Raw genomic sequence first — 15,415 nt, 5'->3', positions numbered from 1 at the left:
GGTGAAAGTTTTGAAAAATGTACTGATAGTTGCTTCGGCGCCATCAATGATTGGTCAATTTAATATAGAAAACATCTTAATTCTTCAAAGTATGGGATATACGGTTCATGTAGCCTGTAATTTTAATATTAAAGGAATAATGGATGAAGAAAGCTTAAACCAGTTAAGAAGAAAACTGGAAAATTTAGAAGTTATTGCACATCAGGTTGATTTTAAACGTGGTATTGGAGATATTAAAACTAATATTTCCTGCTATAAACAACTAGTGACTATCTTACAAGAAAATAAAATTGATTTTATGCATTGTCATTCTCCAATTGGTGGAGTATTGGGAAGGTTAGCGGCAAAAAAAGTAAAAATTCCCGTGATTTATACGGCTCATGGATTTCAATTTTTTCAAGGTGGCTCTCGAAAAGACTGGCTGCTATTCTATCCAGTAGAAAAATATCTTTCTAAATATACGGATATTCTCATTACTATTAATAATGAGGATTATAATTTGGCTAAGAAATTTAAATGTGGGAAATTATTTAAAGTTTCAGGAGTAGGAATTGATTATGAAAAATACTACAACCCAGTTTCTAGTGAAGTAATTCAAAGTATTAAAGAAGAACTGCGCATATCAGAGAAGTCAAAAGTGATGATTTCTGTTGGAGAACTTACTATAAGAAAAAACCATATCGCAGGTATTCATGCTTTATCGATATTAAATAACGAAAACATAATCTATTTGATTTGTGGCAGCGGTGCTGAGCTTGAAAATTTAAAAGCTGAAGCCGAAAGACTAGATGTTGCATCTCAAGTGATTTTCTTAGGATATCAATCAGCTATTGAAAATTACTACGCTATTTCTGATATTTCCTTATTTTTATCTAGACGAGAAGGTCTTGGCTTAGCGGGATTAGAAGCTATGGCTGCTGGACTTCCTTTGGTAAGTTCAGCTTTAGGTGGCATTAAAGATTATACAGAAGATGGTAAGACAGGATATACTATTGTTGATCCAACAAATTGTGAGGAAATTGCAGGCGCTATTCACAAACTATTTGATAAGAATAGTGAGGAGCTAAAAAAAATAGCAGAAAATAATAAAAATATTGCTAAAGAATATGACAAAAGTAAAGTAAATATACTCATGAGAGATATCTACGGGGCTATGGGAAAGGAAATATGATGGGTTACAAGGTTTTAGTTATAATGTCTACTTATAATGGTGAAAATTATTTGTCTGAGCAGCTTAATAGTATTTTTAACCAATCTGGGGTGGATGTTTCTGTTTGGGTTAGAGACGATGGTTCACAAGATAGAACTATGGAGATACTCGAAGAAAGTAGTAAAAAAAATTCCCTACGATTTTATAAAGATGGGAGTAATTTAGGTCCTGCTCGAAGTTTTCTGAAAGCGTTGAAAGATTCAGGAAATGACTATGATTTTTATGCATATGCTGATCAAGATGATATTTGGTTTCCTGAAAAAATGAAAAATGCTTGTGAGAAGCTTTCAACGTATCCTGTAGATCAGCCAAATTTATATTGTTCAACTTATGATGTTGTGGATAATAATCTTAATGTTCTTTTTAAAAGAGAAATGCATGCACATATACCATTGACATTAGAAGCAACGATTATCGACCGCTCTCCTTCAGGCTGTACAATGCTTTTCAATAAAACTCTAAGAGATATTCTTTGTACTTCTAATCCTAAAAGTATCCGAATGCATGATTATTGGACATTGCTGACTACAGAAGCATTGAACGGAAACATTTATTTTGATGAGAATTCCACGATGCTTTATCGACAACATGAATACAATAATGTAGGATATACAAATAAAAATGTCTTTAAACGAATACGTCGATTAGTGAAAAGTGCAGTTAAGCAAAAAAATGAACGACAGCAGCAAGCAATTTCAGTATATGAGTGTTATAAAGAACGAATTGAGTCTGAAAAGCTGGCGGAACTAAAAAAAGTGGTCTTTTATCGGGACAGTTTAAAAAATAGGTTTCGTTTGGTTAAAAGTAAAAATTTTGTAACAGATACCCACTTAAATACATGGTTATTTAAATTTTCTGTAATTTTAGGGATTTTTTAACTGAGAAGGAGATAATTAATAATTTGAAAATTGAAGTACAAGTGCTGCTTTCTTATTATAATGGCGAAAAGTATATTAAGGAGCAAGTTGAAAGTATTCATCGTCAAGAGGGACCATTCAAAGTTAAACTGCTTATTCGTGATGATGGCTCGCCAGAACCATTTCCAAAGTTTTTGAAAGAGGGAAATCAAGAAGTTATAGCAGGAACGAATATTGGTCCGAAGCTGAGCTTTTTGGAATTATTAAAAAAATCAGATAGTAGCTGTAGTTATTTTGCTTTTTCAGATCAAGATGATTATTGGGAATCTGATAAGCTGGCAGTAGCTGTTGAGAAACTTAAAAAATATGAAGAACCAGCATTATATATATCCAAGACTCAACTAACAGATTTAAATTTAAAAAAAACTGGTTTAGATAATTTTGAAGAGGGAGCCTTTTCATTTGGTCGCATAGTTATCAAAAATAATGGTGTGGGCTGTACGATGGTTATGAATAAAGCTCTAAGGGATACTGTAAATAGTATAAGTATCAAGAGTAACAATTCGAATTTTCTCCATGACCATCTGATCTATATGATTTGTTTGGGGGTTGGAGGGACAGTGATATATGACTCGACTCCTCACATTTTTTACAGACAACATGAAAAAAATGTTGTTGGTGATCGAAGTACCTTGTTGGAAAAAATTACTGATAATGGTTTTTTTGATTCTAGAAAGATTAGATACCATTGGTGTGAAGAACTATATGTTAACTATGGGGAAGTTCTTACTAGCGAAAATAGAGAGTTTTTAGAGGAAATACTTTCTTATGATAAAAAGCTGACTAATAAAATAAAACTTTGTATAAGCAAAAAGTTCGACACTCGGTCTATTCTAGAAAAATTAAATCTTAGTATGCTTATTCTTTTAGGAAAATATTAGTTTAATTGAAAACTTATAAAGGAGATATTATGGAAGAAAAGTTAGAAAACATTCGCTTTGGTAAACGAAGTATTCAGAAGTTGTTAATTAGCTTATTTCTATTTTTTGCTGTCTTTACGCCAGCAGATTCCTTAAACTTAAAATTATTCTTTTTTTCCATAATATTGTTAATTAATATATCGTTGTTTCTTGATTTTTATAGAAAAAAAGAGAATTTATACCTGTTGTTTTATACATTGATTTTCCCAGCTATTCTATTTATAGTATCTTTGATATTGACGGGTAATTTTTCTGACACATTGAAATACTTTTATGTTTTTACCTATCTATTGCTTATTCCTATAGTAGAGAGGTACAAAATTGATTATATTAAAATATTTATGAACTGCTTGAATATTATTTCTCTTACTATAGTACTTAGCTCCTTGTTAGACCTGTTAGGAATATTGAGTATTTATGTGAATCCATTGTTACAATTTTTGAGTACAAATGGGGAGGCGCAGATAAGCCTATCTATGTATGCTATTTTTAAATATGTTCTTTTTTTAAAGGGATCACCGCTCTTGATTATATCTTTATGTTATTATACATGGCATTATAGACTTGGATGGGCAACGGTGTCATTTCTTGGATTAATCTTGTCTGGAACTAGAGCTAATATATATATGGCATTGATGGCTATCGTTGTTTTAGCTTTTATAAATAATAGAAGTAGATGGTTAAAACCAATATTTCTAATTGTTTTAATTTTGATAGTAATTCTTTTTGGTGGGAATTTTATAGATAAAGTTGAAACAATAAATTGGGCAAAATCAACCGGAGATAGTATTAGAGAATTGAATGCTCAATCTATCTTGCTAAGTATGAAATCAAATCCTTTATCTTATTTTATAGGTAATGGGGCTATGTCTGCTTATTATGGATTGGGTCGTGGAGAATACTTGATGACATCAGAGCTTTCATATCTGGAACTATTTAGACAGACTGGGTTACTGGGAATCATACCATTTGGGCTATTTTTACTTAGACCACTTGCTACTTTTGTGGTTAAGAAAAATTCTTGGCTGCTGATAGGCTACAGTTTTTATTTGATAAAATGTGTATTTGATCCGTTCTTATTCACATCAACGGGATTTCTTTTGTATGTTTTAGTTTATTATGAGATGAGAAGAGGACAGGAAAATGATTTATTATCCAATAAAATATATTAGCAACCTATTAATAAATAGTGTAGTAGCTTTTTTGAATATTTTTATAAGAAGAGATAAAGATATTGTTTTAATTGGCGCTTGGATGGGAGAAAAGTTTACAGATAATTCGAGATACCTCTATCAGTACTTACACTACAATAAGCAGTCATTAAAATTAAACCGTGTTATTTGGGTAACTAGAAACAAAGCATTATTAGCGGAACTGCAAAGTAAAAATTATGAATGTTATAAAATGAATAGCTTGAAAAGCCTCTATTTTCACTTGAAATCAGGAGTGCATATAGTTTGTAATGTTCCACATAGTACAAAGAAATACAAAGGAGATATTTTAGGAGAACTCTCATTGGGGGCTAAAAGAATTCAGCTTTGGCATGGTATCCCATTAAAAGGTGTGGGTAATACTATTTCAACAAACTCAGCGATTCAAGCAACCAGCAATCCAATAAGAAAACTTTCAAAATCTTTAAAGAAATTTTATTTATTCAAGCACTTAATTCATGTATCAGGGGGCTGGGATGATTTTCGTTTGTTATCGACTAGTAAAGATGTCAGTAAAAGATTTGAAAGAATTTTTGATATCAGTCCCAATAAAATCATTGATTCATCTTATCCTAGAAACTGTGAATGTCTAGAGTATTTGCAAAAGGAACAGGAAGTTCTTGATAGAATAAGTTCAGCAGAATTTACCGTTTTATATCTGCCAACTTTTAGAGAAGGAAATATAAAGTTTGCATATCCTTTAGATACAGAAGAAATTAATAAATTGATAGACAAACATTCTATTTTATGGATAGAAAAACCTCATAGTGCAGATAACAATTTTGGAAAAAGATCGAATAATTTATCAAAGTGCACATTACTTTTGGAAAGTGAATTTGATATTAATACAATTGTTCCCAAAGTAGATTTGATTATTACAGATTATTCATCAGTGTCTTTTGATGCTATTTATTATAATAAGAAAGTCATTTACTATATTCCAGATTTTGATAATTATATTTCTAATGAACGGGGACTTTCTTCTGGTTTCGATGAGAATACAGCTGGTTTTATGGCTAAGTCTATTGAGAAATTATCTGAAAGTATCCTATATGATTATTTCAATAGAAAAAATAGTGATGATGAAGAAATGAAATTACAAAGTGTAAAAGAGCTTGTTTTTGATTCTAAGAAAGCAGCTTATAATCAAATTATCCATGATTTGGAATTAGAAGATAGAAAAAATAATTAAACATTTTTGAGTAAAAATATTCTTTTATGCTAACAATGGATGAACCAAATAAATGGAGAAATTGACAGATGAAAAAAATGCTTACTAATATTGTAATGAATGCATTGTATCAAGCATTGATTATACTTATACCAATAATAACTATTCCTTATGTAGCAAGAGTTCTTGGCGCTAGTACATTAGGAAAAAATACGTCAATTACATCAATGTCGCTTTTTTTAGGATATATAGTATTAATGGGGTTAGCTCAGTTGGGACCCAAAGAAATTTCTCAAGCTGAAGAAGAGAAGAGATACGAGGTGTTTAAGAAATTATGGCATATCCAGTTAATGATGGGTATCCTTGTTACGAGTTTGTTTACATGTATCACTTTTTTCTCAGAAGATAGAATTCTTTGGTGGACTCAAATTCCGTATTTGGCATCTGTAATCTTAGATATTTCCTGGCTGTTTATCGGTCTTGAGCAAGTGAAAAAAGTTGTTATTAGAAATACGAGTGTTAAATTGCTTTCACTCGTGCTGATATTTATTCTAGTCAGGCAAGAAAATGATCTATGGCTGTATCTTTTAATAAACAGTCTTAGTGTTGCCTTTGCAAATTTGTTGTTCTGGATAGATGTAAATCATAATTTTCCAAAACATACACAGAAAAATAAAATTGCAATAAAAGCATCGAAGATTTATATTGGGAGTGCATTAATTTTGTTACTTCCACAGTTGGCAGTACAAATATATACGAGTTTCGATAAAGTTCTAGTTGGGTTTATGGTTACTTCAGCAGAGCTTTCCTATTATGATCAATCGCAAAAAATTGCGAGAATTGTTTTAGCAATTATTACATCCATTAGCGTGGTTTTAATGCCCATGGTTGCAAAATTGGATAAAGAGAAAGGTAATACAGAAAAAGTTCAAAATTTACTTAAATATTCTCTAGATTACACTCTTATAGGCGCATTATTGTTTACAGCTTTAATTACTTTAAATGCAGATATATTTGTACCTTGGTTTTTAGGAAAAGAATTTATACCAATGATTCAACATATGAAATGGGTAAGCTTTATTATTATTCCAGTTGCTTATGGCGGTGTTTTTGCTAATCAGTTCACTTTGGCAAAAGGTTTATATAAAAGCTACTCTATTCCTTTTATAATAGGAGCCTTAACAAATATAACATTAAATCTTTTATTGACATCTTTAATGGGTTCGTTTGGTGCTACAATGGCACTCATTATTACTGAATGTATGGTTTGTTTCTTACGTATCTTTTTGATACGAAAACAAATGGAGTTCAAAATTTTTTTCAAGGGACAACTTCAAATAGTTATTTGTTTTCTACTAACGTGTGGTCTATTCTCCCATTTTAGAATTAATCTATCCAATGCTTTGCCAACGTTAATTATAAATGCTATTTTACAATCATTATTTTTCGTGTTCCTGTTATTAATAATAACAAATAGAGTAAAAACGGATTTAGCAAAAATTTTTTCGTTGAAAAAAAAGAATAAATCACAAAAGAAAGAGGGAAGTTAGTGAAAAAAATAATTACGTATGGCACGTTTGACTTATTGCACTACGGACATATAAATCTTTTAAGAAGAGCAAAAGAACAAGGGGACTACTTAATTGTAGCTTTATCAACTGATGAATTTAATTGGAACGAAAAACAAAAAAAATGCTATTTTTCTTTTGAAAAGAGGAAGCAGCTCTTAGAGGCTATAAGATATGTTGATTTAGTTATACCTGAAGAAAGCTGGGATCAAAAGGTTAGTGATATTAAAGAGTTTAGAGTTAATCGATTTGTTATGGGGGATGACTGGAAAGGTGAGTTTGATTTTATAGCAGATGAGACGGATGCTGAGGTAATTTATTTAGAGAGAACACCAGAAATCTCAACTTCTCAAATCAAAGAGGATTTAAATAAGAAAAACTTATAGTTATTGTCATCTTAAAGTATGCATGATGTGAGCGAAGTGATGAGATGATTATCAGTAGACGAATGTCTTAATTAGATATACAATAGGAGACGCTGATACTTATAATAGAAATAGTATTTGTTATGAATTTTGTGGATAATTTGAAAGTTTTGAACCTTAGAATGAAAAGTTTTATATTAGAGGAGAAAGCCAATCATGAATATTTCAGTTTTCGGTCTAGGCTACGTTGGTCTGGCAAATGCATTACTATTATCACAGAATGAGCAGGTTCAGGCATATGATATTGTTGGTGAGAAAATTGATATACTGAATAAAAGAGAATCGCCATTGGAAGATAAAGAAATCCATGAGTTTTTAGATAGAGATGACTTGAACGTGGAATTTACGAAAGACTTTGAAGCTGCTGTCCGTTTTGGCGATTATCTAATTATTGCGACACCAACGGACTATGATGAACAGAAAAATTATTTCAATACATCAACAGTTGAAAATGTGATTGAACAAGCACGAGCAATAAGACCAGATGCTGTATTTATTATTAAGTCAACCGTGCCTGTTGGCTATACACAAGCATTGAAAGAAAAATATGATACCGAAAATATCATATTTTCACCAGAGTTTTTACGAGAAGGCAGAGCACTGTATGATAATCTTTATCCTTCAAGAATTATCGTAGGCGAATGCTCTGAACGAGCTCAGGAGCTTGCAGATATGTTTTTGCGAAATACAGTGGAAAAGAATAGTCAGGTTTTATTGACGCATTCTACAGAAGCCGAAGCAATTAAATTGTTTTCGAATACCTATCTGGCTTTAAGAGTTGCCTACTTCAATGAACTGGATACGTATGCTGAATCAAGAGGATTGGATGCAAAACAGATTATTGAAGGTGTGGGGCTTGATCCAAGAATCGGTTCCCATTATAATAATCCATCCTTTGGGTATGGCGGTTATTGCTTGCCGAAAGACACCAAGCAGCTGCGTGCCAATTATGAAGATGTTCCCAATAATATCATTGGTGCTATCGTGGATGCTAATCGGACAAGAAAAGATTTTATAGCAGAGCAAATTCTTAGCAGAAAGCCAAATACTGTAGGGATATATCGTTTGACGATGAAGGCAAATTCGGATAATTTCCGTTATTCGTCTATTCAGGGTGTAATGAAACGTCTAAAGGCCAAGGGCATTGAAGTAGTTGTTTATGAACCCGCATTGGATGAAGAGGAATTTTATCACTCCAAAGTAATCAAAGATCTTCAGGAGTTTAAAGAACTATCTGATGTGATTGTCTCAAATCGATTTGAAGACGACTTGGCTGATGTTGAAGAAAAAATTTATACAAGAGATTTATTTAAACGGGATTAAGCGTTATCCCGTTTTTTCGATGTTATTGTTTCTTAAACTATGTAGAGAACCACTGAGTCGAGAAAATTTGGATTTCTTATGTTCAGTATTTTACAATTGTGTTAAGATATCATGCCAATTTTTCAAAAATATTGCTAGCCCGGGGAATTTATGAGAAAATGATTGGGTGTAACGATTCTTGTGTAAATGAGGAAGTGTCTTATGAATCTATGGAAAAAACTGGTACTGTCATTTTTAGGACTGGTATTGATACTGATTGCTGGTGTTTGTGCCTACGGTCTAAAAATGTATTCAGATGCCACTGATACAGTAACAGATGTTTATGAATCGATCGAAAGAGTATCTACAAAGCGGGAAACAGCAGTGAATATTGATGCTCAAGAGCCTTTTTCAGTTTTATTGATGGGAATCGATAACGGAGACCTTGGGCGAGCTGAAGAAGATGGCGGTCGTTCTGATACCTTAATGGTTGTAACCGTAAATCCGAAAGAAAATAAATCAACAATGATTAGTTTAAGTCGAGATACGTTAACTGAAATTGTAGGAAATGATACAAATGATAAATTGAATCATGCCTATGCTTATGGCGGAGCTAAGATGGCGATTGAAACAGTGGAAAATCTGCTGGATATCCCAATTGACAGCTATGTTTCCATCAATATGAGAGGTCTAAAAGACTTAATTGAAGCAGTCGGGGGCATCGATGTGGATAATCCATATGCAACAGAGTTGGATGGTATTGAACTGCCTAAAGGACCAATGACATTGAATGGAGAGACAGGTTTAGCTTATGCTAGATACCGTTATGATGATCCAGAAGGAGATACTGGCCGTCAGAAACGGCAGCGGGAAGTTGTTGAAAAGATTGTCCGAAAAGTAATGAGTTTAAATGGTGTAACTCAGTATAAAAGTATTTTAAATGCTGTGAAGGATAATGTTAAAACTGATTTAACCTGGGATGATATGATTGATATTCAGAAGAAATATATGTCGGCATTCCAGACGATTGATTCATTGCAGATAGAAACAACTGGCGAAATGATTAATGGTGTATCTTATCAAATCATGAATCCTGATAACCTGTTTGAAGTACAGACAAAACTTCGGGAGCAGCTGGGTTTGCCTAAAAATGAAGAAATGCTGGCGGAACTGACAAATAAGTTATCTATTTACTCATCAAATGCTGGGACAGCGGATAGCACCTATTATGAAGATCAGGATTATTATGATCAAAATACGTATGTGGACCCTAATGCTGCTAACCAAACATATTATGGAAATGATCAAACTGGTGCTAGTTATAATCAGGGTTATCAGGCACCTGTTTATAATGAACCAGTGACTCCTGCTGAAACAACGCCTCAATATGAAGCTCCTGTAGATCCCAATACGGGCGTTGATGGAACCGGCAGTACAGACACTGGTGCTGGAGTTCAGCCAGAGGCTCCTGCAGATGTACAAAATGCAGAGGATACCTGAATAATCTGAAAAAAAAAGTAAGAGATTGAAAGCAGAAGCACTGTCAGAGTGTTTCTGTTTTTTTCTTTTATCTAATCTTTTAGGTAGAAATTTGAAAATAAAAGTGGTATAATTGGACTATACCAAATACGAAAGAAGTAAAGGAGATTGTCATAAATGAAAATCATTCGTGTAGCAAATGCAGAAGAAGGCGGAAAAAAAGCGTTTGAATTGATTAAAGAAGGCATGGAAAAGGGAGCAAAGGTTTTAGGCTTGGCAACTGGAAGTACACCGGAAACACTTTACCATGAAATGGTAGGGAGCGACCTTGATTTTTCTAATATGGTTTCTATCAATTTAGATGAATACGTTGGCTTAGGCGGAGAAGATGAACAGAGCTACCGCTATTTTATGAATCAAAAGCTATTTAGTAAGAAACCGTTTAAAGACACCTATGTACCAAACGGTAAAGCAGAAGATTTAGATGCAGAATGTGCGCGCTACGAAGAGATTATTGATAGCCATACAGTTGATATTCAAATTCTAGGAATTGGTCAAAATGGTCATATCGGTTTCAATGAACCTGGCACTCCTTTAGATAGCCTGACACACGTTGTACAACTAACAGAATCTACAATCAATGCAAACAAACGTTACTTTGATAAAGTTGAAGATGTACCGACAACAGCTGTTTCAATGGGGATTGGCTCAATTATGAAAGGTAAGAAAATGATTTTAATGGCATACGGCGAAGCAAAGGCTGATGCGATTAAAGGAATGGTAGATGGACCTGTAACAATTGATATGCCGGCAAGTGCTTTACAAGACCACGAAGATGTTGTTGTAATCATCGATGAAGCAGCAGCAAGCAAGCTGTAAAAGATAGGAATAATTAGAAGAGCTGAGTTTTTACTCGGCTCTTTTTTCCATTCCAAAGAAACATCTGCAAAAAAATATTATCCACAGGCGTTCATATTTTTTTGATATTAGTGCTATAATTAAGAAATACAAGGTTTATAGAAAAAGGTGAGAGAATTGAGTACATTGGAATTAACAGTGCCGGAGATAATTCTGCGTCTGTCTATTTCTTTGGCAATCGGCGGTATCATCGGATTTGAACGGCAGTACAAGAATCGACCGGCTGGAATGCGCACCCATATATTAGTTTGTATGGGCGCAACGATTATCGCATTGATACAGGATCAGATTGCAATCTCTGCATTGAAGGATGCAATGACATATCCTGAGTTGAGTGGTGTGATACGATCGGATCAGGCCAGACTGATTGCACAGGTTGTCAGCGGTATTGGCTTTCTAGGAGCTGGAACAATCATTGTAACAAAGCGTTCAGTTACAGGACTAACAACAGCAGCATCGCTTTGGGCAGTCGCTGGTTTGGGAATAGCAATTGGCATGGGCTATTACTCAATTGCTTTGACTAGTTTTGTTGGAATCTTTATGGCGTTGACATTAGTCAAAAAAGTAATTCATGTGCCCAGCATAAAAAAACTTGAGGTTCGATATATCCATAAACAGGAGACAAAGGAATTTATTACTCAATATTTTACAGAGCATGGTATTGAAGTCAGTGATGTCAATTTCGATGTAGACTTAAGTGGTCCAGCAAGAATCTATACGAATATTTATACCATTGAGCTGGCGAAGGGAATGACCTACGCGGAAGTAATAGAAGATCTTTCTATCTATGAAAATATCACTAAACTACGTTTAGTAAGTCTTTAGGGAGGTAACAATGAAACTTGCAAATTTTAGAGAATTAGGCGGCATCAAAACAAAAGATGGAAAACAAGTCAAACACAAGCGGCTACTTCGCTCTGGGGAAGTGTATCAGCTGGATGAAAAGAGCTTAAAGGTGCTGGAGGCTCATGAACTGACTAAAATTATTGATTTACGAGGAGAAAAGGAAATTAATGAACGTCCGGATGATCAGCTGGCGAATGTTTCCTATCAGTGGATTGATATCATGAAGGAAGTTCACCATAATGCTAGCATGGAGGACTTGTTTGATGTTTCCGATATTGGCGCTGTGGATCAGCATATGATGGATATTTACGAGAATCTCATTTTAAATACAGGTGCTCAGCAGGGATACCGGGAATATTTTCAGCAGCTGCTTTCGACGGAGCAGGGAAGTGTACTGTTCCACTGTTTTGCAGGGAAAGATCGGACTGGTGTTGCAGCTGCCCTGACATTGGAGTTGTTGGAGGTATCAAAAGAGACAATCTATAAAGATTATTTAGATACAAACATTCAACGTCAAAAGCCTAACGCTTTATTTTTAGCAGAGGCAGCTTCACGAGGGCTGACAAAAGAGCAGCTGGCAGGAATCAAAGTGGCAATGGAAGTCAAAAAAGAATATTTGGATTATGCCTATCAGCTGATTGATCAGAATTTTGGAAATGTTTCTGAGTATGCAAAGGATATCTTAAAGCTAAGCAGTAGTGATGTTCAGCTGTTGAAGCAGATGTATGCTGAATAGGGAAATCGGTTGAGGCAGAAGCGTTAAGCTTTGCGAACTAAGCAGATACTGAGAAAGATTCGCTCATACCTCACTTTGTTTTCTCAGTAATAAGAAGGACTTTCTTAGGGTAACTATACAAAGTTTAAAGAAAATTTGGCTTATTTCCGAAAACTTCAACTCTTAGTGCTTTTAGCACTTAGAAGTTGGTGCTATCGGAACGAAGTGTAGTAAGTTGATTCTGAGCCACCGTTAATTTGAATTTTAGAGAAAGAGGAGGTTGGGGATTTAGTTATGCTTCAATCTCTTTTTTATAAAGTATTTTTTGCGAATGAAAGCATAATTTTTTATAAAGTATGTAGAAAATACTGAAAAAGAATATTTTGTAGAAGTTGATAATGTTAAAATATGGGTAATTATTGTTTTTTGGGAAAGGGTTTTGGTTGAATGGGTTCTTTGTTTAAGCAGTCCAAATTATTATTTTGGACAGTAGAAATAGTTTTAACGATTATCGGTATTTTCTTTTTAATGAGGATGCCAAACATTTTTACACCAGTTTTGGGGATGATTTCAGCTTTATTTTTACCACTGCTGATTGCGGGATTTTTCTATTATATGTTTGAGCCGATTGTTGTTTTTATGGAGAAAAAGAAGATTCCAAGGCTGGTAGGTTTCTTTATAACATTGATCGTATTGATGATATTGATTGCTCTCATTGTGATGAATGTAGTACCACAGCTTGTTAATCAATTTTTAGAATTAAGTCAGTCTATTCCGGCTTATGCAGAGGAAATCAATAAATGGCTGGTGGAATTAAGTCAACAGGAGGCTTTGAAGGGATTTAATCTTCAGGAAGAATTGTCTCAAGCAAACATTACTGTCAGTAATATCCTTAATATTGCTATTGTTGGCGTGACAAATAGTTTATCGAAAATTGTCAGTGTGCTGATGCAGTTTTTCATTCTTTTATTCACAGTTCCATTTATCCTGTTCTTTATGTTTAAAGATGGCCATAAATTTTTGGATGCTGCCTCTCATTTCTTTCCTAAAAGTATTCGTAAAGAACTAAGAGAAACTGTTCAGGAAATGAATCAAACGTTGTCTGCATATATCAGCAGCACGATTCTAGATGCGCTGATTATTGGTGTGCTGAGCTTTGTAGCTATGACGATATTGAATCAGCCTTACACATTGCTGCTAGCTGTATTTTGCGGCGTGACGAATATCATTCCCTATGTCGGACCCTTTATCGGAGCTGTTCCGGCAGTTTTAGTCGGTGTATTCGTTTCACCATGGCAGGCTTTATATGTTGCTTTAGCTATTTTAATTATTCAGCAGCTTGATGGTAATTTGATTAAGCCTCTTCTTATGGGGAAATCGCTGAGTATTCATCCATTGACTATTATTTTAATTTTGATTGCTGCAGGAAGTATTGGCGGAATTATCGGGATGCTGATTTGTATACCTGTTTATGCAGTAATTAAAACATTAGTGCTGAATATCCGCAAAATTTATCTTCTAAAAAAAGAAACTAAAATAGAGACTGATTTGAATAATTAAGTGAGATACTTTCTGCATCCGTTTTAAGTGATGCGGGAAGTATTTTTTATTATACTCACTAAAAATCAAAACATTTGCTCATTTTCTGAAATAATTTAAGAAAATTTCAGGAAATGAGCAATATTGTTTGAATTATTAAAATAGGATGAGATAATACTTTCCAGTTAAATAAATCCTACTAAATAAATGAGAAGCTATACTGAAACGCTGGGAAAGGCGATAATAGCTACTCTGAAAGCTAAGTATCTCTATTAAAGCAAGCTTATTGGATAAACAATTAAGTAGGATTTATCTGACATCAAAAAATGGAAAGAAGGAAGACTGTTATGATTAAAGGAATAATATTTGATATGGATGGCGTGATTGTTGATTCAGAATACACCTTTTTAGAATCAAAAGCAGAGTTGCTGAAGGATGTAGGCTTCCCTCTTGGTATCAGCTATCATTATCAATTTATGGGAACTACGTCTGAATTTATGTGGAAAAAGATTAAAGAAGACTTATCGCTTCCCGGGTCTGTAGAAGATTACATCAAAGAGATGACTGCACGTAGAAAAGAAATTATTAAAAGAGATGGATTGAAGCCCATTGAAGGCGTAGTAGAATTTATTCATCGTCTAGCAGAAGAAAATGTACGGTTGGCAGTTGCCTCTTCTTCTCCAAAGAAGGATATTATTCATAATCTGAAGGAATTAGGTATTCGGGATTGTTTTGATGCATTAGTCAGCGGTGAAGAGGTTAATCGTTCTAAACCGGCCCCAGATGTTTTTCTAGAAGCAGCTAAGCAAATCGAGATTGCTCCCGCAGAATCTTTGGCATTTGAAGATTCTCATAATGGAAGTATCGCTGTAAAAAAAGCCGGAATGTTCTGTGTTGGAGTAGAAAATGATAATTATCCTCCACAAGATTTAAGCCAGGCTGATCAACTAATTTCAAGTTTTTCAGAGGTCGAACTAAAAGATTTAAATCGATCCTTTATTAATAATAAAAAATAAAGCTCTTCAATCTTTCGAATGTATCAGCTTGTTCTAACCGATACATCGAAGCTCTATAGCTTTGTAATACGCTGTGCTGGTGGAAACCTCTTAAGGAAAATCCAACCAGCACTTTTTAATTAACCAAACGTAAAGAAGGAATACCAAGTGAAGGAAATCATCTCAAACCATAGTCCAT

Annotated in this window: 14 protein-coding genes; all 14 read left to right on the top strand. The window is 33.9% G+C overall.

From position 1 onward, the window contains the following. Positions 1 to 10: 10 nt before the first annotated feature. The 14 genes from ACYSNQ_RS13375 to ACYSNQ_RS13310 all read left to right on the top strand — a co-directional run bounded on the left by ACYSNQ_RS13375 (position 11) and on the right by ACYSNQ_RS13310 (position 15,237). Complete coding sequence (locus ACYSNQ_RS13375; protein ID WP_426084077.1) at positions 11 to 1,171, top strand: glycosyltransferase; 1,161 nt, start codon at positions 11 to 13, stop codon at positions 1,169 to 1,171. Next, a complete protein-coding gene (locus tag ACYSNQ_RS13370; protein WP_426084076.1) occupies positions 1,168 to 2,088 on the top strand; it encodes a glycosyltransferase in 921 nt (306 codons plus the stop codon). The genes ACYSNQ_RS13375 and ACYSNQ_RS13370 overlap by 4 nt, the downstream gene beginning before the upstream one ends. A gap of 23 nt (positions 2,089 to 2,111) precedes the next feature. Then, the gene (locus ACYSNQ_RS13365; RefSeq protein ID WP_426084075.1) at positions 2,112 to 3,008 is read left to right on the top strand and encodes a glycosyltransferase; all 897 of its coding nucleotides are present in this window, start codon (positions 2,112 to 2,114) and stop codon (positions 3,006 to 3,008) included. A 29-nt stretch (positions 3,009 to 3,037) separates the two neighbouring features. After that, on the top strand, positions 3,038 to 4,219 hold the full coding sequence (locus ACYSNQ_RS13360) for an O-antigen ligase family protein (protein WP_426084074.1): 1,182 nt from the start codon (positions 3,038 to 3,040) through the stop codon (positions 4,217 to 4,219). Next, complete coding sequence (locus ACYSNQ_RS13355; RefSeq protein WP_426084073.1) at positions 4,191 to 5,450, top strand: CDP-glycerol glycerophosphotransferase family protein; 1,260 nt, start codon at positions 4,191 to 4,193, stop codon at positions 5,448 to 5,450. Before ACYSNQ_RS13360 ends, ACYSNQ_RS13355 begins: the two co-directional genes overlap by 29 nt. Before the next feature lie 68 nt (positions 5,451 to 5,518). Then, positions 5,519 to 6,979, top strand: coding sequence for an oligosaccharide flippase family protein (locus ACYSNQ_RS13350; protein ID WP_426084072.1), 1,461 nt, complete (start codon positions 5,519 to 5,521; stop codon positions 6,977 to 6,979). After that, positions 6,979 to 7,383: a glycerol-3-phosphate cytidylyltransferase gene (gene tagD / locus ACYSNQ_RS13345; protein ID WP_426084071.1), complete on the top strand. Its 405-nt coding sequence runs from the start codon at positions 6,979 to 6,981 to the stop codon at positions 7,381 to 7,383. Before ACYSNQ_RS13350 ends, tagD begins: the two co-directional genes overlap by 1 nt. Before the next feature lie 195 nt (positions 7,384 to 7,578). Continuing rightward, positions 7,579 to 8,745: a nucleotide sugar dehydrogenase gene (locus ACYSNQ_RS13340; protein WP_426084070.1), complete on the top strand. Its 1,167-nt coding sequence runs from the start codon at positions 7,579 to 7,581 to the stop codon at positions 8,743 to 8,745. A gap of 201 nt (positions 8,746 to 8,946) precedes the next feature. Next, positions 8,947 to 10,224: an LCP family glycopolymer transferase gene (locus ACYSNQ_RS13335; RefSeq protein WP_426084069.1), complete on the top strand. Its 1,278-nt coding sequence runs from the start codon at positions 8,947 to 8,949 to the stop codon at positions 10,222 to 10,224. Between the two features lie 156 nt (positions 10,225 to 10,380). Continuing rightward, a complete protein-coding gene (gene nagB / locus ACYSNQ_RS13330; protein ID WP_426084068.1) occupies positions 10,381 to 11,082 on the top strand; it encodes a glucosamine-6-phosphate deaminase in 702 nt (233 codons plus the stop codon). 156 nt (positions 11,083 to 11,238) lie between these two features. Further along, complete coding sequence (locus tag ACYSNQ_RS13325; protein WP_426084067.1) at positions 11,239 to 11,946, top strand: MgtC/SapB family protein; 708 nt, start codon at positions 11,239 to 11,241, stop codon at positions 11,944 to 11,946. 10 nt (positions 11,947 to 11,956) lie between these two features. After that, entirely contained in the window at positions 11,957 to 12,703 is a 747-nt protein-coding gene (locus ACYSNQ_RS13320; RefSeq protein ID WP_426084066.1) for a tyrosine-protein phosphatase, read from the top strand. Between the two features lie 426 nt (positions 12,704 to 13,129). Further along, entirely contained in the window at positions 13,130 to 14,242 is a 1,113-nt protein-coding gene (locus ACYSNQ_RS13315; RefSeq protein WP_426084065.1) for an AI-2E family transporter, read from the top strand. A 326-nt stretch (positions 14,243 to 14,568) separates the two neighbouring features. Continuing rightward, a complete protein-coding gene (locus tag ACYSNQ_RS13310; RefSeq protein ID WP_426084064.1) occupies positions 14,569 to 15,237 on the top strand; it encodes an HAD family hydrolase in 669 nt (222 codons plus the stop codon). Positions 15,238 to 15,415 lie beyond the last annotated feature (178 nt).

Source organism: Enterococcus sp. LJL51 (genome assembly GCF_054871795.1).
Note: the sequence above shows the minus strand (reverse complement) of the source record. Positions and strands in the feature narration are given on the sequence as shown.

Bases quoted from the DNA above. Each gene is read 5' to 3' on its own strand.
- ACYSNQ_RS13320 (WP_426084066.1), top strand. From the start codon at position 11,957: ATGAAACTTGCAAATTTTAGAGAATTAGGCGGCATCAAAACAAAAGAT.
- nagB (WP_426084068.1), top strand. From the start codon at position 10,381: ATGAAAATCATTCGTGTAGCAAATGCAGAAGAAGGCGGAAAAAAAGCG.
- ACYSNQ_RS13370 (WP_426084076.1), top strand. From the start codon at position 1,168: ATGATGGGTTACAAGGTTTTAGTTATAATGTCTACTTATAATGGTGAA.
- ACYSNQ_RS13360 (WP_426084074.1), top strand. From the start codon at position 3,038: ATGGAAGAAAAGTTAGAAAACATTCGCTTTGGTAAACGAAGTATTCAG.
- ACYSNQ_RS13350 (WP_426084072.1), top strand. From the start codon at position 5,519: ATGAAAAAAATGCTTACTAATATTGTAATGAATGCATTGTATCAAGCA.
- ACYSNQ_RS13355 (WP_426084073.1), top strand. From the start codon at position 4,191: ATGATTTATTATCCAATAAAATATATTAGCAACCTATTAATAAATAGT.
- ACYSNQ_RS13310 (WP_426084064.1), top strand. From the start codon at position 14,569: ATGATTAAAGGAATAATATTTGATATGGATGGCGTGATTGTTGATTCA.
- ACYSNQ_RS13315 (WP_426084065.1), top strand. From the start codon at position 13,130: ATGGGTTCTTTGTTTAAGCAGTCCAAATTATTATTTTGGACAGTAGAA.
- ACYSNQ_RS13340 (WP_426084070.1), top strand. From the start codon at position 7,579: ATGAATATTTCAGTTTTCGGTCTAGGCTACGTTGGTCTGGCAAATGCA.
- ACYSNQ_RS13335 (WP_426084069.1), top strand. From the start codon at position 8,947: ATGAATCTATGGAAAAAACTGGTACTGTCATTTTTAGGACTGGTATTG.